Here is a 22,335-nt window from a genome sequence, read left to right on the forward strand (position 1 = left end):
GGTGGAAGCACAGCAATGTGTGTAGCTGACGAATACTAATCGGTCGAGGGCTTATCCTAAACACGTTTACTGTGACCCATACATCCAGTAGACAGCAGCATAAAGGCTTCAGCAAGCCTAATCTTTCGTATCCAGTTTTCAGGGCGTAATGTTCTGACTTTGCAAGCGTCCCCGAACGCTGCAATCGACAACTATTCGGGGGACAAGCGTGGCGGTGTAGCTCAGCTGGCTAGAGCGTACGGTTCATACCCGTGAGGTCGGGGGTTCGATCCCCTTCGCCGCTACCATTACCTTTTTTATCGTAACATCTGGAGGATTAGCTCAGCTGGGAGAGCATCTGCCTTACAAGCAGAGGGTCGGCGGTTCGATCCCGTCATCCTCCACCATATGTACTTATTCGGTTTTATGACCGGATCCACTTGGAGCTGTGGTGTAGTGGCCCAACATGCCTGCCTGTCACGCAGGAGACCGCGGGTTCGAATCCCGTCAGCTCCGCCATTTTTCTTTAAAGTAAGGCTCGGTAGCTCAGTCGGTAGAGCAGAGGACTGAAAATCCTCGTGTCGGCGGTTCGATTCCGTCCCGAGCCACCACTTTATTTTTCGTTACGACGAGAAATAAGTAATAGTATGGAGGATTAGTGAAGTGGCTAAACACGGCAGACTGTAAATCTGCTCTCTCTGAGTTCGGTGGTTCGAATCCATCATCCTCCACCATTTCTTTTACAGCAAGAGCCATTAGCTCAGTTGGTAGAGCACCTGACTTTTAATCAGGGTGTCGTAGGTTCGAATCCTACATGGCTCACCATTTTTTTTCTAAACAAACCTATACAACCGTAGATCTTAGGATCTGCGGTTTTTTTGTTTGATTATAATCGAAATAAAAAAGAGTTTGCCCATCAGTAAAGTGGACAAACTCTTTTTTTGCATAGTTAAAACCAGATAATGAATGAATCTTAGTTTTTACTCCGTAGATTCAATTCATAAGCAAGCTCGTTTACCGTTTCGTTTAGACGAAGTTTAAGTTCATCATTTAATTCAAATACTGGAGCTTCATTTGGCTCTTGTGAACGCTCGATTTGGGAATCAACGGCATACACTCCGCTAACATATAATTTCGCGCCCATGGATGCGAGTACCGGCTTGAGGGAATAGTCAATAGAGAGTAGATGAGCGATGGTGCCGCCGATAAACAGAGGAGCAATGATTTTACCATCAAGTCCTTTCTGCGGCAGTAGATCTAGAAACGTTTTTAGAACGCCTGTATAAGATGCTTTGTAAACTGGGCTTGCAATAATAACAGCATCTGCATTCTCGACAAGCTGATTGGCTTCTATAATAGCAGGGCTGCCAAAACGAGCGTGAATTAGATCTTCGGCTGGCAAAGAAACCACGGTTATGGTATCAACCGAAAGATGTTTTGTTATCAATTGTTGCTCTACGTACTGTGTTATGCCATTTAAACGAGATAAAGCATTTGGACTGCCTGAAATAATTACAATCTTGGACATGGGTGCACTCCTCTTTTTCAAATAAATAGTAGAAAATAAAATTACATTAATCCGATAAGTAAACTTTGAATAGATAGTACCATGGCAGATGTTATTTGGTCAAACAGGTTTGATTTGTTTCTTGTATTTTATCGATATAAGGGAACAATGTATACATATAGGAATGAAATAGAAAAAGGGGTAGTTGCAATGGTATACGGATTAGCGGTTTTAATTAGCTTCGCGATCGTATTTGCAAGCGTACCACCGCTTCGTGTATTTGCGCTGCGACTTGGTTTTGTCGATCGTCCTAATCAGAGAAAAATACATAACAAGCCGATCCCTCTCATGGGTGGCGCGGCTATTTTTGTTGGCTGCATCGTTACGATGTTTATTTTTATCGGGTTCACTCCGCTCACTTGGACCATAGTTACGGGTGGAACCGTGCTCGTAATTATTGGACTTCTTGATGATGCGTCAAAGGCAAAAGGGAAAGACTTTCCGATATGGCCGCGTGTCATCCTCTATATGGGTGCTGCGTCAATCCCAAGCTTATTTCATATCAAAATTGCGGGTATTACCAATCCGTTTACACATTTGTTTATTTCATTTCCCGATTGGGTATCGTGGCTGACAACGATGCTATGGGTTTTCGCGTTAATCAATATGATCAACTTTATTGATGGCGTAGATGGGCTGGCTTCAGGGGTATGTACGCTGTCAGCACTAACGCTATTGACGGTGGCGCTCGTCAAAGGTCAGCCAAGCACCGCTATTCTTGCCATTATTGTAGCCGGAGCATGCTTTGGTTTTTTGGTTCATAATTTTTATCCAGCCAGAATTTTTATGGGTGACGCAGGAGCAACCTTCCTAGGCTTTACGCTTGCTGTAATTGCTGTTGATGGAGCGTTTAAGAAAGCAACATTCATTACCTTGCTAGTTCCATTACTGGCGCTTGGATTGCCTATATTTGACACGGCTTATGTCATGCTGCGCAGGCTTATAAGCGGTAAAGGCTTGCATCATGCGGACAAGCTGCATACGCATCATCTTTTGATGAAATGGGGACTGAGCCAGGTTCAAACGGTTTCGTTTCTATATTTAATTGCTGCGTTATTCGCACTCTTGTCAATCATTCTTTTACTGGTAATAGGCTGAATTAAGCAAGCTCTTGTGGTACAATGACGGGAAAAAGCGTTATTCCACAAAAAGGTGCGAATAAACTTTTTTTACTTATTAATCCGCTTATATGGAGCTGCTAATCGCAATAGGTGTCCTCCCATAGGAGGAAGCACGCAGCCGCAAATGCTTGTGGAGATTGGAGATAGAGAAATGAGCACGACAGACTGGTTGAAGCCGCTGAAGCACATTTTGAACTGTCCGGTACATGCTGTTTCGAAATCTATAGCGGAGTGGAACGATTTAATTAGCAATGCTGATGTGGTGTGGTTAGGCGATCATATAGGATCTTCTCCTATAGAGGGCCAACGCGTAGAAAAAAACGAAAAAACGTGGATTGTCATTTCATCTGCGGAATATGAAGTGGATTTATTAGAAATCGATTGTCCATCGCTTCAGGCAACAGAGAAGGAACTGATAAGCTGGACATTGCAGCTTAACCGCGGACATTTAATGGAGAAAAAAAATGCGGCGCTCTCTGAATCAGAGAGACAAGCGCTTAAGCTTGGAGATTGGATTCAGAAGCAGTTGGAATCGGATGAGCCCGCATATTCCTTACCTGATCATTTAACCGTTGGCAGTCGCTTATTTAATGAAATGATACCTTTCTTACTCGTTACAGAGCAGTCTGGCACGAAGCATGCAACCTATTCTGAATTAGAAAAACTTCTGCGTTCATTTATGTCCGACGATGTCTTGCTTATTCCGCTCAAGAGCCAGGAATGGCTGATATGGGGTTCGATGTCCTTGCTGAGAGATGAGGATTCCGATGCTTTCGATGAGCAGGAGGAAGAGACGATTGAGGATAGTCTAGCTTCGATTGGGCTTGGATTGCATGAGATGCTTGCCAGTGAGTGGATTGGTGAATGCCACATCGCAGTTGCTCATCCATCATCACCAGCAAAAGGTATGATTGAGACGACAATGCTGCTGCGGGAGACGATTAATCTTGGCCGAAAATTCCATGTAGGAACGAATATTTATTTGCCGTGGATGCTTCAGTTGGAACGTTTGTTGAATGCAATTCCTGAAGTCCATCGTGCGAGATATTTGGAGCAGTCGTTAAAAAGAGCGGATCTATTCGTTGAATCAGAAATGCTGAGTACATTGGAAACATTTTTTACGCTTGATTGCAACGTTAGTGAGACAGCGAAGAAATTATACATTCATAGAAATACATTATTATATCGTTTAGACAAGCTTAAACAAGAGACTGGTTTAGATGTTCGTCAGTTTAGGGATGCCGTACTAGTCAAAATTATATTACTATTGTACAAAGTTACGAAAAGAAATTAGTTTTTTTGTAAAGTATGTGCATAGTCACAAGCTCCCCAGTGGGATAAGATATAGGCATAACGAAATTTCTTTCTAGGGGGAAAATTATCATGGCAGGCGTACGTTTAGAAGGCATTTACAAAAAATACCCGGGTACTGACAAAGCATCGGTTACTGACGTTAACTTAGATATTAAAGACAAAGAGTTTCTCGTATTGGTCGGACCATCTGGTTGCGGTAAATCGACAACTCTTCGTATGATTGCAGGCCTTGAAGAAATTTCCGAAGGCAAATTGTTCATCGGCGACCGCCTTGTGAACGATGTAGCTCCTAAAGACCGCGACATCGCGATGGTATTCCAATCCTACGCGTTGTACCCGCACATGAACGTTTACCAAAACATGGCTTTCGGCCTTAAACTTCGTAAATTCAAAAAAGCAGACATCGACAAACGTGTTCGTGAAGCTGCTAAAATTCTAGATATCGAGCATTTGCTTGACCGTAAACCAAAAGCACTTTCCGGTGGTCAACGTCAACGTGTCGCTCTAGGACGCGCAATCGTTCGTGAGCCACAAGTATTCTTGATGGATGAGCCGCTTTCCAACTTGGACGCGAAACTTCGTGGACAAATGCGCGCTGAAATCAGCAAGCTTACAAAACGTCTTGAAACAACAACTATCTATGTAACGCATGACCAAATCGAGGCAATGACAATGGGTGACCGTATCGTTGTTATGAAAGACGGTTTCATTCAACAAACAGCTTCACCAGAAGAACTGTATAACCACCCGGTTAACATCTTCGTAGCTGGCTTTATCGGCGCTCCATCGATGAACTTTATCAGTGGTTCGCTTACAGAGCAAGGCGGAGCGCTTCGCTTCAAAGCAAGCGGCGTTGATGTAGTTGTTCCAGAAGGCAAAGCAGCATCGCTTCGCTCGAAAGGTTACATCGGCAAAGAAGTGATTCTTGGCATTCGTCCAGAGGATCTTCACGAAGAGCCAGTATTCTTGGAAGCATCCCCACAAACAATCGTGAACGCAAATGTTGAGGTTGCTGAGAACCTTGGTCACGAGATGTACTTGTACCTGAACGGTATCGGCACTGACACAGTTATCGCTCGTGTTGACGGCCGCTCTGGTCTACGTGATGGCACAACTGTTAAGCTTGCGCTTGACATGAACAAAGTACACTTGTTCGACAAAACGACAGAACTTAACATTTTCGAAGCTTAATAAATAGTATGGAAGAAGAACGGTCGGATTATCCGATCGTTCTTTTTTTATTTTAACTAGAGGTCGTTTTTGTCGAAATGGCTGTTGCGATTAAATAAATAGGAGTCAAACAAAACCGTTTCCATGCTTCGGCTGTCTAATACAAAACAGGAATAATAATGTAGAAGAAATGAGAGGGAGCCTGGGCAGGAGGGAAGAGGCATGAATAAGGATGAGTGGGCTGAAGCGGCTATACGGGGCGATGAAACGGCGCTGCTGCAGCGTATTGATCTAGATAAGCTTCAAATGTATGGGATTGCTTATTCATATATGCGAAATGAGTCGGATGCATTGGAGGCTATACAAGAAACGGTTTGCCGGATATGGACGAAAAAGCATACATTAAGGGAGCCGAAATTTTTTACAACGTGGGCCATTCGTATTTTGATCCGTGTGTGTATGGATGCTAAGAAGAAGCAAACAAGGGAGCGTCCTACCGATTCGATAGCCGAGCAATATGATTTGAGGGAAAAGACAGTTGAGTACGATGAGACAGCAGCACGCCTTGATATGGCTGCGCAGATTCAACTGCTTCCGGTTAACTATCGTATGGTGATAACACTCAAATATTATCGTGATATGACGATTACGGAAATTGCTGAGCTATTGGAGAAGCCTGATGGGACCATTCGAACGTGGCTGAACAAAGCATTAAAAGGACTAAGAGCAGATATGGCTCATATGAAGGAGGAGATACGAAATGAGCGAGGCCAAGGAGACGCCGTTCAGGCAAGCCAATCAGGCGCTGCGAAGTGACATTGACCATGTGAATCAGGAGCTTGTTGTGATGCCGGAGCTGGCGCTGGAGGCAGCAATACGAAGTGGAATTGAGCAGGGGCGGAAGCGATCCATACGTAGAAACAGAAAAAGATGGAGTGTGAGCATGATTGCTGCAGGGCTAAGTGTAATCCTGCTTCTAACCGCGTTCGTTCGCGTATCTCCTGTGTTTGCTTCTATTGTGAAGGAAATTCCGGGTTTCAGCGGGTTTGTTGAGTTGATTCAGGGAGATAAGTCCTTGATTACAGCAATGGAAAATGATTTCATACAGCCTATAAAGCTCTCGGACGAGAAAAACGGTTACATTTTTATGGTTGATGGTATTATAGCCGATGATCAGCGTATGGCTATTCTGTATACGGTAGAGGGACCAGGAATTAACGGCAATACAGGATTTCTGGAGTATAAATTAAAAACGAGTGATGGTAAGGATTTGGTCGCTTCCATTGGTTCATCGCATTATCCGAATGATGATGCCGAGGGTTCAAGCGTTCCTGTCCATCAATATTTAGATATACTAATGGGCGAAGGTTCTAAAATGCCGGAGAGCTTGCAATTCAGCCTATTGCTTGGCGGTCAGTGGCTAAAGGTTGATTTTCCAATTGAGCATAAAAGATTCGAGGGGATGCGTGAAGAAATCTCGATCGAGCATAAGGTTGAGGTCGGAGGACAACGTTTTACGGTGAAAAATGCTGTTATCACACCGCTTCAAATAGCAGTGACAATCGAAGCAGATGCAACTAATGACAAACACGCAAATGGTTTTATAAATATAGCGCTTGTCGATGAGAAAGGCAGGCGATATGAGTCGAATTCTGCATTTGGCGATTCTAATACATCAATTACCCTTCACTTTAAGAGCAGCTATTTCGTTAAGCCCAAAAAGTTAACTTTAATTGCGGACGGTTTGTATTTGTCGGAAAACAATTTAAGCATCACGGTGGATACGGATAAAATAGAAACTTTATCATCACCGAATAATAGGCTTCTATTAGCCAGCAAAGAGCTGCTAAATGGTGAGTATGAAGTGAAGTTTGATTTGCTAAGCCAGGATGAGATCGACAAGAAGCCAGGCTATACATTATTTCCGCACGGCGGCACCTTCAAGGACGGTGCTGGTTTATCCTACCCTATTTCAGATAATCGGGGGGTGCAGTGGAATTCAAATGAAGATAAAGTGACCTATGTTTATCGAATTCCAGCAGCAGATTACAAGCAGCCGTTAACATTCAGTATTGAGCAGTACCCTGGTTATGTATTAAAACCGATAAGTATACCGATAAAATAAGTCGAAGGCGCTGAGCAGCGGAGGAAACGTTGCGTTCAGCGCCTTTTTCCTTTACGATGAAGACATTGGAAAATATCATACATATACACAATAGCAGTTGTCATATGAGGGAGGCCCTACGATGCCGAAAAAAGTGAAAGTATCTGAGCTCGTTAAACAATTTCAGCTTGAGATTATTGCGGGCGAGGATGGAATGAAGCGTGCCATTACAGTAGATGATTTGTATCGGCCTGGACTCGAAATGGCTGGATATTTCCACTACCATCCAAGTGAGCGCGTACAGCTGCTTGGAAGAACGGAAATCTCGTTCCTAAATATGCTGGACGGTGAAGAGCGCAAGGATCGTATGGTTCGTTTATGCAACGAGGATACACCTTGCATTATTTTGACAAGAGGGCTGGAAGCGCCTCAAGAGCTTGTAGATCAATGTAATGAGAAACAAATTCCGCTGCTCAGAAGCAATGTGGCTACAACCATTTTGTCCAGCAGAATTACGGACTTTTTGGAGAGAAAGCTAGCTCCGACAGCAACGATTCATGGCGTTCTTGTTGACGTATACGGCGTTGGAATGCTTATTACTGGAGGTAGCGGCATCGGTAAAAGCGAGACGGCGCTAGAGCTTGTCAAACGCGGACACCGGCTTGTCGCTGATGATGCAGTAGAAATTATGCAAACCTCCGATGCGCAGCTGCACGGCAGTGCGCCAGAGCTTATTCGTCACCTGCTCGAGATTAGAGGGCTGGGTATTATTAATGTAATGACACTTTTTGGCGCAGGGGCAGTTCGGACGCAGAAGCGTATCGGCCTTGTCATTAAGCTGGAAAACTGGCAGCAGGACAAGCAGTATGATCGCCTTGGCTTGGATGAAGAAACGACCCGTATTATCGAGACGGACATTCCGCTCGTAACTGTGCCAGTAAGACCCGGTCGTAACTTAGCGGTCATCATCGAGGTGGCAGCAATGAATTTCCGCTTGAAACGAATGGGTTACAATGCGGCGCTGCAGTTTACGAATAAGCTTACGGAAACGATCGCTGATGATATGGACGAATACGATTGAACCTAAAGGGGATATAACTAAATGAAGACATTGATATTAAACCCAATTGCCTTCACATTAGGCTCTATTGAAGTGCATTGGTATGGCATTATTTTGGGAACAGCGGCATTAGTGGGGCTGCTTCTCGCGGTGCAAGAAGGTAAACGATTCGGAATTAAGCCGGATTTTTTCATGGATTTGTTGCTGCTCGGCGTCCCTTCCGCCATTATTGGAGCGCGAATTTATTATGTAGCGTTCAAATGGGAAGATTATAAAGGCAACTTTGTAGATGTGTTCAAAATATGGAATGGCGGTATCGCGATATATGGTGCGATAATCGGAGCTTTTATTTGCGGGTTCTTCTATTTCCGCTATAAAGGCTATAACTTCTGGCGTTTGGTAGACATTTGTGTACCTGGACTGCTTGCAGGTCAAATGATTGGTCGTTGGGGAAATTTCATGAACCAAGAGGCGTATGGCGGCGTGGTTAGCGAGTCTTTCCTTCGCAATACACTTCATTTACCATCGTTTATCGTGGATCAAATGCTTATTCAAGGTGAATACCGTCACCCGGCTTTCTTGTATGAATCCGTATGGAGCTTGGTCGGTATTGCTATATTGTTCATCCTTCGCCGCCAAAAGTTTTTGCGCGCAGGCGAGCTGATGGCCAGCTACTTTATCTGGTATTCAATCGGCCGTTTCTTTATAGAAGCGCTTCGTACGGACAGTCTTGCATTTAGAGGACCATCGTGGCTGGCATCGTTTATTAATGGCCTCTGGACTCCAATGGAGGTATTGTTCAAACAAGGTTACTTGGATCCTGCGTACGGCAACATAAGGATTTCACAAGTACTGGCGCTGCTTTTAATCGTTGGTGCGGTTGTACTTATTATCGTGCGACGTAAGACGGGACTTGCATCCGCTCATTACCTTGATCCAATTACGACTAGCAAGCCAGAGCGTAACGTGGGATCGGATTCTGAGAAAAAGGGCAAAGACCAACCTGTTGGCACTAAAAAAGATGATGAGGCTGGCAAGCGTTAAATGTAATTTAGGGAGGTTTATCGATGACGGGCAATATCAAAACGATGCTGTTCGATTTGGACGGCACGATTATCGACACCAATGAGCTTATCATCCGCTCGTTCATAGAGTCTTTACAAGGCGTAGCACCAGAAGGATTCGGAAGAGAGCATATTATTCCAAGCATGGGACAGCCGCTTACGGATCAAATGAAGCTATTCTCGGGATTGGATGAAGTAACACATCTTGTGGCAGCGTATCGCGAAGTTAATCTGCGTTTGCATGATGAATATGTAAAACCATTTGATTACGTCATAGAAGTTATTGAGCGGATGCATAAGCAAGGTATCCAAATTGGCGTCGTTACGACAAAAATGCGTCTGACAACGGAACGCGGCTTGAAATACGTTGGGCTGTTCGACTTCGTGGATACCATTGTAACGATTGATGATGTTGTTCATGCTAAGCCGCATCCAGAACCAGTGAGCAAAGCAATCGGTCTGCTCGGCGCAGATCCGGCAACGACCATTATGGTTGGAGACAGCACAGTGGATATCGAGTCGGCGATTGCAGCAGGTGCGATAGCAGTTGGTGTCGCTTGGTCGCTAAAAGGCGAGCAAATCCTTAAGGATGCCGGAGCCCATCATGTCATTCACGACATGCGCGATCTCTATTCCTTTGTCGGAATGGAGCGGGAAACATTTGCGTAAAGTTGAACGATATCCGGTGGAAGGGCCAAACGCGCTGTGGCAAGTATATTCAACGGTCAGCCGATTCAAATCGGTTCGTAATTTCATTTGCATCCAGCTAGCGCGCTATTGTCCGATTCTTCCGTTAAAAAATTGGATTTACCGCCGTTTGCTCGGCATGAAGGTCGGAGAACATACCGCTTTTGCACTTATGGTCATGGTCGATGTCTTTTTTCCCGAGCGTATAACGGTAGGCAATAATACAATTATCGGATATAATACAACCATTCTAACTCATGAATATTTGATCAAGGAGTATCGTCTCGGCGACGTCGTGATAGGCTCTCATGTCATGATAGGAGCAAATACGACGATATTGCCAGGTGTAACAATCGGCGATCATGCCATTGTAGCTGCTGGATCAGTTGTCCATAAGGATGTGCCTGCTTATGCATTTGTAGGAGGCAATCCGATGCGGGAAATTAGACGAAGCGAAATGGTCGTGCCAAGCGAATTTGATGAGAATGTGCGCAACATTTTAAACTAATGGGCTATGGAAAGCTTCGTCCGTGCGAGTTCGTCTCGCAGCCGGTCGAGGCTTTCTTTTTTGACGTAAAACGGATCGATTTCAACTTGACGAAAATAAGCTTTTCATGCTAATATTACGACTAAACTCTTTAATTTGTTAGCATGGTAACATGGTATCGCTTTAAACCACTAAAGTAAACGAAGGTGATATTGGATGTCTAAACCAAAAGTATTTGAGAAGCCGATAGGCGTTAAAGATTATTTGCCAAGTGCAGTGGCTAAGCTGCGTCATATTGAACGTCAGGTTCTTGCCTGCATGCAGGGCTGGGGCTACGAACAAATTATAACTCCAACAATGGAATATTACGATACAGTGGGTGTAGCCAGCTCTACATCCGATCAGAAGTTATTCAAGCTGCTTAACAATCGTGGAACAACGCTGGTGCTGCGCTCTGATATGACGTCGCCAATCGCTCGTGTAGTGTCGTCCTTATTGAAGCAAGCGGACTTTCCGCAGCGTCTGTCGTATCACTCTAATGTGTTTCGGGCGATAGAGGAAGAGGCGGGCCGCGAGGCAGAATTTTTCCAAACGGGCGTAGAGCTAGTTGGTGATTCTTCAGCAGAAGCGGATGCAGAGGTTGTTGCTCTTGCAATCGCGTCGCTTAAAGCTGCCGGTGTTGAACGCTTCAAGATCGCGATTGGGCATGTTGGGTTCCTAAACGGCTTGCTGGAGCAATCCTTGCCAGGCCGTGCAGAAGCGCAGGAGCAGTTGAAGAGCTGCTTGTTAGGCCGTGATTTTGTAGGTTACCGCGAGCAGCTTCGTGGATTATCCGTGGATGAATCCGTTCAGCAAGAGCTGGAAGGTGTTTTGCGTCTACGCGGCGGGCAAGAGATTTGTGATCAAGCGCTGCAGCTGAATGTGGATGATAAAGCGCGGGCGTCCATTCAACATTTGTGCCAAATATGGGATGTGCTGAAGGCGTATGGGGTTTGTGAGCATGTGCTTATCGATCTGACGATGATTGGTGACTTCTCCTATTACACAGGGATGACTTTCGAGGGTTATGCAGCTGATCTAGGCTTCCCGGTTGTAAGTGGAGGCCGTTATGACAACCTGCTGGCCCAGTTCGGCAGACCGGCTCCTGCAACGGGATTTGCGCTCAAGACGACGCGTATTCTGGAGCTGCTTGGCGATGGCGCTGAGAGTGAAACGGAACGCACACTGGTTATCTATGATACAGCTGGACGCAATGAGGCGCTTGTTAAAGCACAGGAACTGCGCGGGCAGGGTGCGAGCGTTGTAACAGAGCGGGTAGATGCGAATAACGCACTTCTTGATGAGCTTAAAAATAAGGCACAGCAGCAATCGTTTACTTATAAAGGCGTAGCCTACACAGCATTGCTGACATTTGACGGAAGCGGAATTAAAGGAGGCAGCGCCACATGAGCGGAGCGACAAAAGATATATTGAAAGTGGCGATGCCGAAGGGCCGCATTTATAAGGTAGCTTCCAAGCTGTTCCGTGAAGCGGGGCTTCCGATTCCTAGCGACTTTGATGATACGCGCAAGTTGATCATTGAGCTTCCAGAGGTAGGGATGGAGTTTATTATGGCAAAGCCTGTTGACGTACCGACTTATGTGGAATACGGCGTAGCGGACATTGGAATCGTGGGCAAAGACGTGCTCATGGAGGAAAATAAAGATGTTTATGAGCTGCTTGATCTTGGCATTGCCAAATGCCGGATGTCTGTTATTGGCATGCCGGATTGGAAGCCGACTATGAATCCGCGTGTAGCGACCAAATACCCGAATGTGGCTTCGGCGTATTTCCGTGAGCTCGGGCAGCAGGTGGAGGTCATTAAGCTAAATGGCTCCATCGAGCTTGCGCCAATGATCGGGTTAGCTGACCGTATCGTCGATATGGTGGAAACCGGCCAAACTCTTCGTGAGAATGGGCTTGTGGAGATGGAATCGATCTTCGGTATTACGAGCCGCTTAATCGCGAATCGAGTAAGTTACCGGATGAAGAATGAAGCTATTCAAGGACTGTGTGATCGCTTGCAGGAAGCGCTGGCTAAGCGGGGTTAGGAAGAGAGCGGAAAGTAAGAAGAAAGCATGATTGGATAAAGCGAGCCTAGCAAGAGCGGGAGATGCTTGGCGAGTGTCACTGAAGCACGAGCAAACGCAGAGCAGGGCTTGCAGCATTTCATGTATAGACGAGGCATGACAAGTGAAGCGCATGCTGGACTGGACGGATAATTAGCCTTGTGAGTATTGGAAGGAGTGGATGATATGCGTATTATGCGAGCGGAGCAATTTGGTTTGAAGCGTGAGGTGGAGTATGGGACACCTGAGCAAAATGAGTCTGCTTTGAAGATCGTCGCAGATGTAAAGTCTGAGGGGGATGCAGCTCTGCTGAGGTATACGGAGCAGCATGACCGCGTTAAGCTGGACGCTGCGTCGCTGCGTGTGACGCAGGAGGAAATACAGGCGGCGTATGAGCATGTTGACGCCGACTTTCTCACGGCTATTCGCGAAGCAGCCGTGAACATTCGGGTATTCCACGAGAAGCAAATGCGTACCTCGTGGATGGATTTGCAGCAGGACGGAACGCTGCTCGGGCAAATTATGCGACCGCTCAAGCGGGTCGGCGTATACGTGCCCGGAGGCAAGGCGGCTTATCCGTCGTCTGTGCTGATGAATGTTATACCGGCGCAGGTAGCTGGCGTGCCGGAAATTGTTATGGTGACGCCGCCGGCAACTGGCGGCACGGAAGGCATCGACCCGTATATTCTCGTTGCCGCCGCGGAATCGGGCGTCAAGGAGATGTACCGGGTCGGCGGCGCACAGGCCATAGCCGCGCTTGCGTACGGCACGGCCACGATTGCTCCGGTCGATAAAATATGCGGACCGGGCAATATTTATGTGGCGCTAGCAAAGCGCGCCGTATTCGGTGCCGTCGATATCGACAGTATCGCCGGGCCAAGTGAAATCGTCGTGCTTGCTGACGATTCAGCTGATCCCGCGTATGTAGCCGCGGATCTGCTGTCGCAGGCGGAGCACGATGAGATGTCATCGGCGATCCTTGTAACGCCATCGCAGCAGCTTGCGGAAGCTGTAGCAGCGGAGGTGGAGCGTCAGCTGTCCACCCTGCCGCGCCAAGACATTGCACGCAGCTCCATCGACAACTATGGCGCTGTACTGCTGGTCGACTCGCTCGAAGCGGGTATCGACGTTATTAATCAGATCGCGCCTGAGCACTTAGAGGTGCTGACGGTTGATCCGATGCGTTTGCTCGGCTACATTCAGAACGCAGGCGCTATTTTCCTTGGGCCATACAGCTCGGAGCCGGTCGGGGATTATTTTGCTGGACCTAACCACATCATTCCAACAAACGGCACAGCACGGTTCTCATCGCCGGTTAACGTTGATGATTTCTTGAAGAAATCGAGCTTGATTTACTACAGTAAAGAAGCGTTGATGGCTAATGGCGATAAAATCATGACGCTGGCTCGTCATGAAGGACTTGAAGGGCACGCTCGTGCAATTGAGGTTCGTCTTGAGAAGGAACGCGGGTAAACATTTTAACGTAAAAAGATAAATTTGTTAGGCAAACAATTAAGTATAGGAGAGTTATTACCTAGGTAATAACTCTTATGCTCTTTAGCGGCATGTGCTGGAATTCCCTTATGCGGCAGGGCATTTGAGATGATGAAAACAAACATAATCATATAGGAAGAAGGAATGAAAGTGTCGGAAAATCGCGTACGTGAAGCATCGGTGGCACGCAAGACGAATGAAACGGATATTAAACTTACTTTTGCAGTAGATGGAACAGGTGAAGCAAAGATTGATACAGATGTCCCTTTCTTTAACCATATGCTGGATCTATTTATTAAGCACGGCCAGTTTAATCTGGAATTAGAAGCACGCGGCGACATCGACATCGATGATCACCATACGGTAGAGGATATCGGAATTTGCATCGGTCAAACGCTTCGTGAAGCGCTAGGTGATAAACGCGGCATCAAGCGTTACGCTAGCGTATTTGTACCAATGGATGAGGCGCTGGCTCAGGTTATTATTGATGTGAGCAACCGCCCACACTTTGAATATCGTGCCGAATACCCATCCACACAAGTAGGCAGCTTCTCGACAGAGCTTGTTCATGAGTTTTTGTGGAAGCTTGCACTTGAATCACGCATCACGCTTCACGTAATCGTACATTACGGCAAAAACACGCACCACATGATTGAAGCGGTGTTCAAAGCGCTTGGACGAGCGCTTGATGAAGCAACAAGCATTGATCCTCGCGTACAAGGAGTGCCTTCAACGAAAGGAGTGCTCTAGGATGATCGCGATTATTGATTATGGGATGGGCAACCTCCACAGCGTAAGCAAAGCGGTTGAGCGTCTTGGATACGAGGCGGTTATAACAGACGATCCCGAGAAGATTGCAGCTTCAGACGGAGCGATTCTTCCTGGCGTTGGTGCGTTTGGCGATGCTATGCAAAACCTGCGGGAAACGAAGATGGATGAAGTGACTAAAGCGTATGCAGCTTCTGGTAAGCCGCTGCTCGGCATTTGCCTTGGCATGCAGCTTCTCTTCACCGAAAGTGACGAATATGGAACGAATGAGGGATTAAATCTTCTTCCCGGCAAAGTTAGCCGTTTTACAGGTGATTACAAGATTCCGCATATGGGTTGGAACAAGCTGAATTTCCTTCAAGAGCAATCGCCTCTATTTAATGGGTTGACCGAAGGGCATGTTTATTTCGTACACTCGTTCCATGCGAAGCCGGAGGTAAGTTCCGACCTGCTCGCAACAACAGACTATTATCAGCAGGTAACAGCAATTGTTGGTCGCGGAAACGTATATGGCATGCAATTTCACCCCGAAAAAAGCGGAGAGCTTGGCATGCAGCTGCTGGGCAACTTTCTTGCACTAACTAAAATTAACGAAGCATAACAAGCTTCAATAGATATTCAAGCAAGTTAACTACTTAAACAAATTAAATCGTTTAAGACTTAAAGCTTAAGCTTGCCCCACAGGCTATTGCGATGATAAGCCTGTGTGAGAATTGCATAGTGCCTGTATACTGTTTACCTGTTTGCATGTGTGTGTGAGCAGTACTTGTGTGCTTGGATAATGATCGATCAAGCCAAGCACAGGCTGCTCAATCTTGCCAACATTGCTGAATGAATGCATTCCATTTAATAATGACCGTGCTATTTCTTCCATACTTACAAATGAGTCTACGCTGCTTGGTAAGGATGCTTCTTCCTTAATCCAAGCAGTTTTATCAAAGTGATTCCAAGTAATCCTAAGTAATGCCGAGTGTTACCGGATAGACAATTAAGCTCGACTACGGGCATAAAGGAGAGTGCAATATGCTGGCGAAACGTATCATTCCTTGTCTTGACGTGAAGGATGGCCGCGTTGTGAAGGGTGTTAATTTTGTGAACCTGCGCGATGCGGGCGACCCAGTCGAGCTGGCGGCCACTTATGACCAAGAGGGCGCAGATGAGCTTGTATTTCTAGATATATCGGCTTCCGTTGAAGGGCGTGCGACGATGATTGAAGTGGTCAAGCGGACCGCTGGGGAAATTACGATTCCGTTTACGGTAGGCGGCGGCATATCTCATGTCGATGATATGAAGCGGCTGCTGCGCGCCGGCGCGGACAAAATCGGCATAAATACAGCTGCGGTTTTAAACAAGGCACTCATTCAAGAGGGGTCACGCAAGTTTGGATCACAGTGCATCGTGGTGGCGATTGATGCGAAGTTTAATGCTGAGTGGGGCGAATGGGAAGTTTACACGCACGGCGGACGCAAAACGACTGGCATTAAGGCGCTCGAATGGGCACGTGAAGTGGAGAAGCTAGGCGCGGGTGAAATTTTGCTGACCAGCATGGATGCCGATGGCACCAAAGACGGCTTCGACATCAAGCTCACGCAGGCGGTGTCAGATTCGCTAGGCATTCCCGTCATTGCTTCGGGCGGAGCGGGTAGAGTTGAGCATTTTAACGATGTATTCCAAATGGCACATGCGGATGCGGCTCTAGCTGCGACGATTTTTCACTATAAAGAAATGACGATTCGTGAAGTGAAGGACGATTTGCGCTTGAAGGGAGTAGAGGTACGATGACGGAAAACAATCATAATGAACTTATCTCAAAAATCAAATGGGACGATGCGGGGCTAGTACCAGCTATTGTTCAAGATGTGCAAAGCAAAGAAGTGCTTATGATGGCTTATATGAATAAGGAATCACTTCAGCTATCCGTTGAATCCGGCGTGACTTGGTATTGGAGCCGATCGCGTAATGAGCTTTGGAACAAAGGAGCGACAAGCGGCAATACGCAGCGCATCGTTTCTTTGGCTTATGATTGCGACGGTGATACATTGCTCGTTAAGGTGGAGCAAAAAGGTCCAGCTTGCCACACAGGGCGCTATAGCTGCTTCTTTAATTCGGTTGAAGTAGCTGGGAACACAGATGCTTCTTCAGAGGCTGGACAATCCGCTGCAGACCGCTTCGCTACGCTTGGACAACTAGAGAGCGTGATTGCCGAGCGTTACGCAGAGCGCCCTGAAGGCTCTTACACCTCATACCTGTTCGATAAAGGTGTAGATAAGATTTTGAAAAAAGTAGGCGAAGAAGCATCCGAGGTGATCATAGCAGCGAAGAATAAAGATAACGACGAGCTTCGCAGCGAGGTTGGCGATCTTATTTTTCACCTGATGGTATTGCTTCGTGAACGTGGATTGCCGCTAGATGATGTAATCAGTGAAATTAACAATCGTCACGGCAAGCCAACAACAAATAAAATGAGATAATGGAAGCTGAATGATAAATGACAGCAGAAAGGCCGGTACGCACATGTTTATCGATTACCATACGCATCATGCTCGCTGTGGTCATGCCGTCGGAGAGCTAGAGGAATATGTAAAGAAGGGCATAGAGATCGGACTCGTGCAGCTCGGCCTTTCCGATCATATGCCTCTGCTCCATGTTGACCCTGCTACTTATTATCCGGAAATGGCTATGCCGATGGATGAGCTTCCGCGTTATGTGGAGGAATGCCTTGCGCTTAAGGAAAAATATAAGGGACAAATCGACATACGTGTTGGGCTTGAAGGCGATTATATCGAGGGCTGCGAGGAGCAGATCGCTGCGATCGTGAACGCGTACCCTTGGGACTATGTGATTGGCTCTGTTCATTTTCTTGGGGAGTGGGACATCACCGATTTCCGGCAAACGGGAGGCTGGGAAGGCCGCAATCGTATGGCTGTATACGAACAGTACTACGCAGCCGTGGGCAAAGCAGCCGCAAGCGGGCTCTATGACTACATTGGACATATTGATGTCATCAAGCGTTTTGGCTTTCTGCCGGAGGAAAATGTTACCCATTTGGAGAACGCTGCACTAGAGGCAGTCAAGAAGCATGGACTTGCGATTGAGCTCAACGCATCGGGCCTTCGCACACCTGCAGCAGAGATGTTTCCGAGCCGTAGAATGCTGGAATATGCACTGGAACTAGGCATTCCGCTGACGGTTGGTTCGGATGCTCACCAGCCTGAAAGACTAGGCCAATATTTGGATCAAGCCTACGATTTGCTCAAAGAAGTTGGCTTTAAGCAGCTTGCGACATTTAATTGTCGAAAATTAGTGATGATTGATTTTTGAAATATCGTAAATTCCATGTATAATATAGATGATCAAATAAGCTTTGTCGAATGATCCGGCAAAGACGAGTACTTGTTCCGTCAAATTAATTGGTTTTAACGCTCAGGAGGGTATCATGTTAAGCGACAAGGTGCGTATTTTTTCGGGTTCGTCTAATCCGGTATTGGCTCAGAAAATTAGTGCAGAGCTTGGTCTGACGCTAGGTGCGATCAAGATGTCCCGTTTTAAAAGCGGAGAGATTTACGTGCATTACGAGGAAACGATTCGGAATTGCGATGTATTTCTCGTACAATCATTCTCACATCCAATCAACGAGCATTTTGTCGAATTGCTTGTTATGATTGATGCGGCGAAGCGTGCTTCCGCAAGAACGGTCAACATCATCATGCCTTATTACGGTTATGCGCGTCAGGAGCGCAAAGCAGCACCTCGGGAGCCGATTTCAGCGAAAATGCTGGCGGATGTGCTCACGACAGTAGGAGCGAACCGAGTGATTACAATCGACCTACATGCTCCAGCTATTCAAGGCTTCTTCAACATTCCAGTCGATCATATGACTGCGCTAGATTTAATCAGCGATTATTTGAAGTCGAAAAACATCAAGAACCCGGTTGTTGTATCGCCGGATGCAGGACGTGCTTCAACTGCTGAGAAGCTAGCGAACTACTTGGATACATCGTTTGCGATTATGATCAAGAAACGCCCTGCGCATAATGAATCAGTTATCACACATGTTATCGGTGATGTCGAAGGTCAAACTCCGATTATTATCGAGGATCTCATCGATACGGGATCTACGATTGTTAACGTTGTGGAAAGCTTGAAGGAGCGCGGCGCTGAGGATGTATTTGTATGCGCAACGCATCCGTTATTCTCCGGCTCTGCCATTGAGCGTTTGGATCATCCCAATATTAGAGAAGTCATCGTAACAGACTCAATCAGCTTGCCGGAATCGACTCCTGAACGCTTCAAGGTGCTTTCCGTTGCGCCGTTGCTTGCAGAAGCAACACGCATTATTTTGGAGGGCGGCTCCATTAGCACATTGTTCAAAAGCAATGGTGTCTAAACGTTCAAATGGAATGCAGAACTAACGAAATGAATAGTAATGCCGCGGGAAATCGCGGGTGGTGTATTTGCCATCCGCGATTTTCCCACATATTCTTTCATGTTCTCAGGGGTATTGCTATGGTATAATCGTATAAAATCGGAAGTAACGGGAGGTGCCTTGCGGGTGAAAGAAAAGAAACGAGTTGCCGTAGATCAACAGACGAAAGTCATACCGGTTCAATGGGACGCTACGTTTTTTTTCGAACGTGCGGTTCGATCGCTTGATCGGCTCCATTATGACAAGGCACTTAAATATTTTCGTCGCGCCGTCGAATACGAGCCGGAGAATCCGGTAAACCATTGTAATATGGCCGGCATTCTTTCTGAAATGGGCAACTATGAGGAATCGAATAAAATCCTCGGTTGGATTGTAGATGAGCTTGATCCGACGATGACGGAGTGCCATTTCTATATGGCGAACAATTTTGCTAATTTAGAACAATATGAAGCAGCCGAGGGCTCGCTTATTCGATATTTGGAAGAGGACTCCGAAGGACAGTTTCTGGATGAAGCGGAAGATATGATGGATCTACTGCATTTTGAACTGGAGCGTCCTACTCGTCTAACCAACATTAAGTCTCGTGAAGGCATGGTCGAGCATGATTTGGCGCGCACGCTGCTGGAGGAAGGTAAATTCACTGAGGCTGTGCGCATTTTGGAGAAAATTATCGAAGGACAGCCAGATTTTTTAGCTGCTCGAAATAATTTGGCATTGGCCTACTACTATATGGGCATGTTCGATAAAGCGATGGATACGATACATGAAGTGCTTGATCTTGAAGCGGGCAACCTGCATGCGCTGTGCAACCTTGCTATTTTTTATCAGCACAAGAACGATGAAAAAAGCTTGAAGCCGCTTGTTGAGCTGCTTGCGAAGACGGTACCGTTCCATCAAGAGCATGTGTTTAAACTGGCAACAACAATGGGCATCTTAGGAGAGCATGGTGCTGCTTATAAGCATTTCACCAGACTTCTCAAAGATTCAGAGCTCACTCAGGATCCAAGCCTGTATCATTACGCGGCTGTTGCAGCTTGCAATATCGGACGTTTGCAGGAAGCAGAGCGCCTATGGAAGCAGACAATCAAGCTTGATCCAAAATCAAGCATTCCTCTTTATTATATGGAGCAGCTTGAGCTAGTACGAAGCGGGCAGCAGACGGCTGCCATCAGCTATCACTATCATTTGCCGTTCGAAGAGCAGTTTAAGCTATGGGAGAAATCCTCCGATGGCATTCCCGATCATCTTAAGCGCGATCCGCTAGTACGCTCGTCGTTCTTCTGGGCGCTGCGTCATGGTGATCAGGACACGAAGCTACAGGTTATTCAGGCTCTAGGGATGATCGCTGACAGCGAAGTGAAGGATGTTCTTCAGACGTTTTTGCTCGAGAAGGAAGAGGATGATTATTTAAAACGGATTGCCATCTTTGTACTCAGAACGATGGGCGTACAAGAGCCTTTACATGTGGTGCTGGAAGGCAAAGAAACGGTCATTGAGCCGAACCGGGTCCCTTCAAGTCTGCCTGTATGGGAAGATAAATGGCAGGCTGTTGCAGATATCGCTCTTGATCGCATGAGCAAGCAGTATGATTTGGTTCAGCAGCATGATTTGATGACCTTATGGGTGGAATTTTTGACGCGAGTATATCCAGATGCTCCGAAGCTTACGAAGCCGGAGAGCTGGGCGGCCGCATTAGAATATTTGACTGCAAAAATGCATCGTCGTGCTATCTCCTATCACGAGGTTTCCACCAGATACGGTACATCTATTGCGACAGTCAGCAAGAACGTCAAGATTATTGATGAAGTTTGCGGCATCAAAGAAAAGATGAAGTCGATGAGTTCCGTCTTCTTTACGCAAGAATTACAGGACGAATAAACTTTTACGAGGTGAAGCTTATGTACAAATCAATTATTATCGGTACTGGTCCTGCGGGGCTTACAGCAGCTATTTATTTGGCTCGCGCTAACATGAGCCCACTCATTATTGAAGGTCCAGAACCGGGCGGTCAATTGACGACAACAACAGAGGTTGAGAATTTCCCTGGTTTCCCGGAAGGGATTATGGGTCCTGAACTTATGGAAAACATGCGTAAGCAAGCGGAGCGCTTTGGCGCTAAGTTTATTACGGGTTGGGTTAATAGCGTGGATATGTCAGAGCGTCCATTCAAGCTTCAAGTGGAAGGCCACGGCGAGCTTGTTGGGGAGAGCATCATTATTTCTACTGGTGCATCGGCCAGATACCTCGGCATTCCAGGCGAGAAAGAAAACGTTGGCCGCGGCGTAAGCACATGTGCAACTTGCGATGGCTTCTTCTTCCGCGGTAAAAAAATTATCGTAGTGGGCGGCGGCGACTCTGCGATGGAGGAAGCAAACTTCCTTACTCGTTTTGCTTCAAACGTAGAGCTTGTTAACCGTCGTGATGAGCTTCGCGCATCCAAAATCATGCAGGATCGCGCTCGTGAGAACGAGAAAATCAGCTGGAGCTTAAACCGCACACCGGTTGAGGTTGTAGCAACTGGCATGGGTGTTACTGGACTTAAAGTTCGTGACAACGAGACAGGTGAAGAGGATGTTATTGAGACAGACGGAATCTTTATCGCTATCGGCCATACGCCAAACACGAAATTCCTAGCAGGTCAAATCGATACAGACGATCATGGTTACATTGTTGTAAAACCAGGTACATCTGAAACGAATGTACCGGGCGTGTTCGCTTGTGGAGATGTTCAAGACAGCAAATATCGTCAAGCAATTACAGCAGCAGGCAGCGGTTGTATGGCTGCACTGGATTGTGAAAGATATTTGGAGGGTGCAATTACGCATGACTGGAGCAAATCGCTTTAATACTTGACGAGTTGCAACATAAGATAAAGAAGGGGCTATACCAGCAGAGCGACATGCTTGAAGGTATAGCTTTTTCATTAAATGCTGAAGGCGTTTTTTCCAAGCCCAGAATGGTTGATTTGCCAGTATTCCTCTATCTT

At 46.5% G+C, this 22,335-nt stretch carries 21 protein-coding genes and 6 tRNA genes; 26 read left to right on the plus strand and 1 reads right to left on the minus strand.

The window, feature by feature from the left end; translation table 11 throughout:
* Positions 1–210: 210 nt before the first annotated feature.
* From AC1DPK_RS27175 to AC1DPK_RS27200, 6 genes are all read left to right on the plus strand, one after another.
* Positions 211–287 (plus strand) — tRNA-Met (locus tag AC1DPK_RS27175).
* A 23-nt stretch (positions 288–310) separates the two neighbouring features.
* A tRNA-Val gene (locus AC1DPK_RS27180) sits at positions 311–386 on the plus strand.
* A 35-nt stretch (positions 387–421) separates the two neighbouring features.
* Positions 422–498 (plus strand) — tRNA-Asp (locus AC1DPK_RS27185).
* A gap of 16 nt (positions 499–514) precedes the next feature.
* Positions 515–590, plus strand: a tRNA-Phe gene (locus tag AC1DPK_RS27190).
* Between the two features lie 38 nt (positions 591–628).
* A tRNA-Tyr gene (locus AC1DPK_RS27195) sits at positions 629–713 on the plus strand.
* A 15-nt stretch (positions 714–728) separates the two neighbouring features.
* Positions 729–804 (plus strand) — tRNA-Lys (locus tag AC1DPK_RS27200).
* 148 nt (positions 805–952) lie between these two features.
* Here AC1DPK_RS27200 and ssuE read toward each other — a convergent pair.
* Positions 953–1,507 (minus strand): NADPH-dependent FMN reductase, encoded by a 555-nt coding sequence (gene ssuE / locus AC1DPK_RS27205; RefSeq protein ID WP_477512233.1) that lies wholly within the window; start codon positions 1,505–1,507, stop codon positions 953–955.
* 189 nt (positions 1,508–1,696) lie between these two features.
* On the opposite strand from ssuE, the gene AC1DPK_RS27210 reads away from it, so the two are divergent.
* The 20 genes from AC1DPK_RS27210 (at position 1,697) to trxB (ending at position 22,195) form a co-directional block, all read left to right on the plus strand.
* Positions 1,697–2,644, plus strand: coding sequence for a glycosyltransferase family 4 protein (locus AC1DPK_RS27210; RefSeq protein WP_076270766.1), 948 nt, complete (start codon positions 1,697–1,699; stop codon positions 2,642–2,644).
* 174 nt (positions 2,645–2,818) lie between these two features.
* Complete coding sequence (locus AC1DPK_RS27215; RefSeq protein ID WP_441886363.1) at positions 2,819–3,961, plus strand: PucR family transcriptional regulator; 1,143 nt, start codon at positions 2,819–2,821, stop codon at positions 3,959–3,961.
* 89 nt (positions 3,962–4,050) lie between these two features.
* Positions 4,051–5,172 carry an ABC transporter ATP-binding protein gene (locus tag AC1DPK_RS27220; RefSeq protein WP_076270765.1) on the plus strand — a complete coding sequence of 374 codons (1,122 nt, stop codon included), beginning with the start codon at positions 4,051–4,053 and terminating at the stop codon, positions 5,170–5,172.
* Between the two features lie 201 nt (positions 5,173–5,373).
* Positions 5,374–5,967 (plus strand): sigma-70 family RNA polymerase sigma factor, encoded by a 594-nt coding sequence (locus tag AC1DPK_RS27225; RefSeq protein ID WP_477512234.1) that lies wholly within the window; start codon positions 5,374–5,376, stop codon positions 5,965–5,967.
* Positions 5,912–7,276 (plus strand): DUF4179 domain-containing protein, encoded by a 1,365-nt coding sequence (locus AC1DPK_RS27230; RefSeq protein ID WP_477512235.1) that lies wholly within the window; start codon positions 5,912–5,914, stop codon positions 7,274–7,276. The genes AC1DPK_RS27225 and AC1DPK_RS27230 overlap by 56 nt, the downstream gene beginning before the upstream one ends.
* A 121-nt stretch (positions 7,277–7,397) precedes the next feature.
* Positions 7,398–8,336, plus strand: coding sequence for an HPr(Ser) kinase/phosphatase (gene hprK, locus AC1DPK_RS27235; protein WP_076270762.1), 939 nt, complete (start codon positions 7,398–7,400; stop codon positions 8,334–8,336).
* A 21-nt stretch (positions 8,337–8,357) separates the two neighbouring features.
* Positions 8,358–9,359: a prolipoprotein diacylglyceryl transferase gene (lgt, locus tag AC1DPK_RS27240; protein WP_441886373.1), complete on the plus strand. Its 1,002-nt coding sequence runs from the start codon at positions 8,358–8,360 to the stop codon at positions 9,357–9,359.
* A 23-nt stretch (positions 9,360–9,382) separates the two neighbouring features.
* Entirely contained in the window at positions 9,383–10,048 is a 666-nt protein-coding gene (gene ppaX / locus AC1DPK_RS27245) for a pyrophosphatase PpaX (protein ID WP_076270761.1), read from the plus strand.
* Complete coding sequence (locus AC1DPK_RS27250; RefSeq protein ID WP_179089910.1) at positions 10,041–10,574, plus strand: acyltransferase; 534 nt, start codon at positions 10,041–10,043, stop codon at positions 10,572–10,574. The genes ppaX and AC1DPK_RS27250 overlap by 8 nt, the downstream gene beginning before the upstream one ends.
* Positions 10,575–10,769: 195 nt before the next feature.
* Complete coding sequence (locus AC1DPK_RS27255) at positions 10,770–12,002, plus strand: ATP phosphoribosyltransferase regulatory subunit (protein ID WP_477512236.1); 1,233 nt, start codon at positions 10,770–10,772, stop codon at positions 12,000–12,002.
* Positions 11,999–12,643 (plus strand): ATP phosphoribosyltransferase, encoded by a 645-nt coding sequence (gene hisG / locus AC1DPK_RS27260; protein WP_076270758.1) that lies wholly within the window; start codon positions 11,999–12,001, stop codon positions 12,641–12,643. Before AC1DPK_RS27255 ends, hisG begins: the two co-directional genes overlap by 4 nt.
* Before the next feature lie 204 nt (positions 12,644–12,847).
* Positions 12,848–14,134, plus strand: a complete 1,287-nt coding sequence (gene hisD / locus AC1DPK_RS27265) for a histidinol dehydrogenase (RefSeq protein WP_076270757.1) — start codon at positions 12,848–12,850, stop codon at positions 14,132–14,134.
* Positions 14,135–14,299: 165 nt separating this feature from the next.
* A complete protein-coding gene (gene hisB, locus AC1DPK_RS27270; RefSeq protein ID WP_076270756.1) occupies positions 14,300–14,905 on the plus strand; it encodes an imidazoleglycerol-phosphate dehydratase HisB in 606 nt (201 codons plus the stop codon).
* Position 14,906: 1 nt separating this feature from the next.
* Entirely contained in the window at positions 14,907–15,524 is a 618-nt protein-coding gene (gene hisH, locus AC1DPK_RS27275) for an imidazole glycerol phosphate synthase subunit HisH (RefSeq protein ID WP_441886387.1), read from the plus strand.
* Between the two features lie 422 nt (positions 15,525–15,946).
* Positions 15,947–16,705 carry an imidazole glycerol phosphate synthase subunit HisF gene (gene hisF, locus AC1DPK_RS27280; protein WP_339206014.1) on the plus strand — a complete coding sequence of 253 codons (759 nt, stop codon included), beginning with the start codon at positions 15,947–15,949 and terminating at the stop codon, positions 16,703–16,705.
* Entirely contained in the window at positions 16,702–17,394 is a 693-nt protein-coding gene (hisIE, locus tag AC1DPK_RS27285; RefSeq protein WP_339206016.1) for a bifunctional phosphoribosyl-AMP cyclohydrolase/phosphoribosyl-ATP diphosphatase HisIE, read from the plus strand. The genes hisF and hisIE overlap by 4 nt, the downstream gene beginning before the upstream one ends.
* Positions 17,395–17,437: 43 nt before the next feature.
* Positions 17,438–18,244: a histidinol-phosphatase HisJ gene (gene hisJ / locus AC1DPK_RS27290; RefSeq protein ID WP_477512237.1), complete on the plus strand. Its 807-nt coding sequence runs from the start codon at positions 17,438–17,440 to the stop codon at positions 18,242–18,244.
* A 115-nt stretch (positions 18,245–18,359) separates the two neighbouring features.
* A complete protein-coding gene (locus AC1DPK_RS27295) occupies positions 18,360–19,310 on the plus strand; it encodes a ribose-phosphate diphosphokinase (protein WP_076270752.1) in 951 nt (316 codons plus the stop codon).
* A gap of 165 nt (positions 19,311–19,475) precedes the next feature.
* On the plus strand, positions 19,476–21,227 hold the full coding sequence (locus tag AC1DPK_RS27300) for a tetratricopeptide repeat protein (protein ID WP_339206018.1): 1,752 nt from the start codon (positions 19,476–19,478) through the stop codon (positions 21,225–21,227).
* 20 nt (positions 21,228–21,247) lie between these two features.
* Complete coding sequence (trxB, locus tag AC1DPK_RS27305; protein WP_076270750.1) at positions 21,248–22,195, plus strand: thioredoxin-disulfide reductase; 948 nt, start codon at positions 21,248–21,250, stop codon at positions 22,193–22,195.
* Positions 22,196–22,335 lie beyond the last annotated feature (140 nt).

The sequence above is a fragment of the Paenibacillus sp. 01T424 genome, assembly GCF_056398745.1.

Coding starts and splice junctions, on each gene's coding strand:
- AC1DPK_RS27210 (WP_076270766.1), top strand. CDS start 1,697: ATGGTATACGGATTAGCGGTTTTAATTAGCTTCGCGATCGTATTTGCA.
- AC1DPK_RS27220 (WP_076270765.1), top strand. CDS start 4,051: ATGGCAGGCGTACGTTTAGAAGGCATTTACAAAAAATACCCGGGTACT.
- AC1DPK_RS27230 (WP_477512235.1), top strand. CDS start 5,912: ATGAGCGAGGCCAAGGAGACGCCGTTCAGGCAAGCCAATCAGGCGCTG.
- AC1DPK_RS27255 (WP_477512236.1), top strand. CDS start 10,770: ATGTCTAAACCAAAAGTATTTGAGAAGCCGATAGGCGTTAAAGATTAT.
- hisJ (WP_477512237.1), top strand. CDS start 17,438: ATGTTTATCGATTACCATACGCATCATGCTCGCTGTGGTCATGCCGTC.
- hisG (WP_076270758.1), top strand. CDS start 11,999: ATGAGCGGAGCGACAAAAGATATATTGAAAGTGGCGATGCCGAAGGGC.
- hisD (WP_076270757.1), top strand. CDS start 12,848: ATGCGTATTATGCGAGCGGAGCAATTTGGTTTGAAGCGTGAGGTGGAG.
- hisB (WP_076270756.1), top strand. CDS start 14,300: ATGAAAGTGTCGGAAAATCGCGTACGTGAAGCATCGGTGGCACGCAAG.
- hisF (WP_339206014.1), top strand. CDS start 15,947: ATGCTGGCGAAACGTATCATTCCTTGTCTTGACGTGAAGGATGGCCGC.
- ssuE (WP_477512233.1), bottom strand. CDS start 1,507: ATGTCCAAGATTGTAATTATTTCAGGCAGTCCAAATGCTTTATCTCGT.
- AC1DPK_RS27295 (WP_076270752.1), top strand. CDS start 18,360: ATGTTAAGCGACAAGGTGCGTATTTTTTCGGGTTCGTCTAATCCGGTA.
- lgt (WP_441886373.1), top strand. CDS start 8,358: ATGAAGACATTGATATTAAACCCAATTGCCTTCACATTAGGCTCTATT.
- hisH (WP_441886387.1), top strand. CDS start 14,907: ATGATCGCGATTATTGATTATGGGATGGGCAACCTCCACAGCGTAAGC.
- hisIE (WP_339206016.1), top strand. CDS start 16,702: ATGACGGAAAACAATCATAATGAACTTATCTCAAAAATCAAATGGGAC.
- ppaX (WP_076270761.1), top strand. CDS start 9,383: ATGACGGGCAATATCAAAACGATGCTGTTCGATTTGGACGGCACGATT.
- hprK (WP_076270762.1), top strand. CDS start 7,398: ATGCCGAAAAAAGTGAAAGTATCTGAGCTCGTTAAACAATTTCAGCTT.
- trxB (WP_076270750.1), top strand. CDS start 21,248: ATGTACAAATCAATTATTATCGGTACTGGTCCTGCGGGGCTTACAGCA.
- AC1DPK_RS27225 (WP_477512234.1), top strand. CDS start 5,374: ATGAATAAGGATGAGTGGGCTGAAGCGGCTATACGGGGCGATGAAACG.
- AC1DPK_RS27215 (WP_441886363.1), top strand. CDS start 2,819: ATGAGCACGACAGACTGGTTGAAGCCGCTGAAGCACATTTTGAACTGT.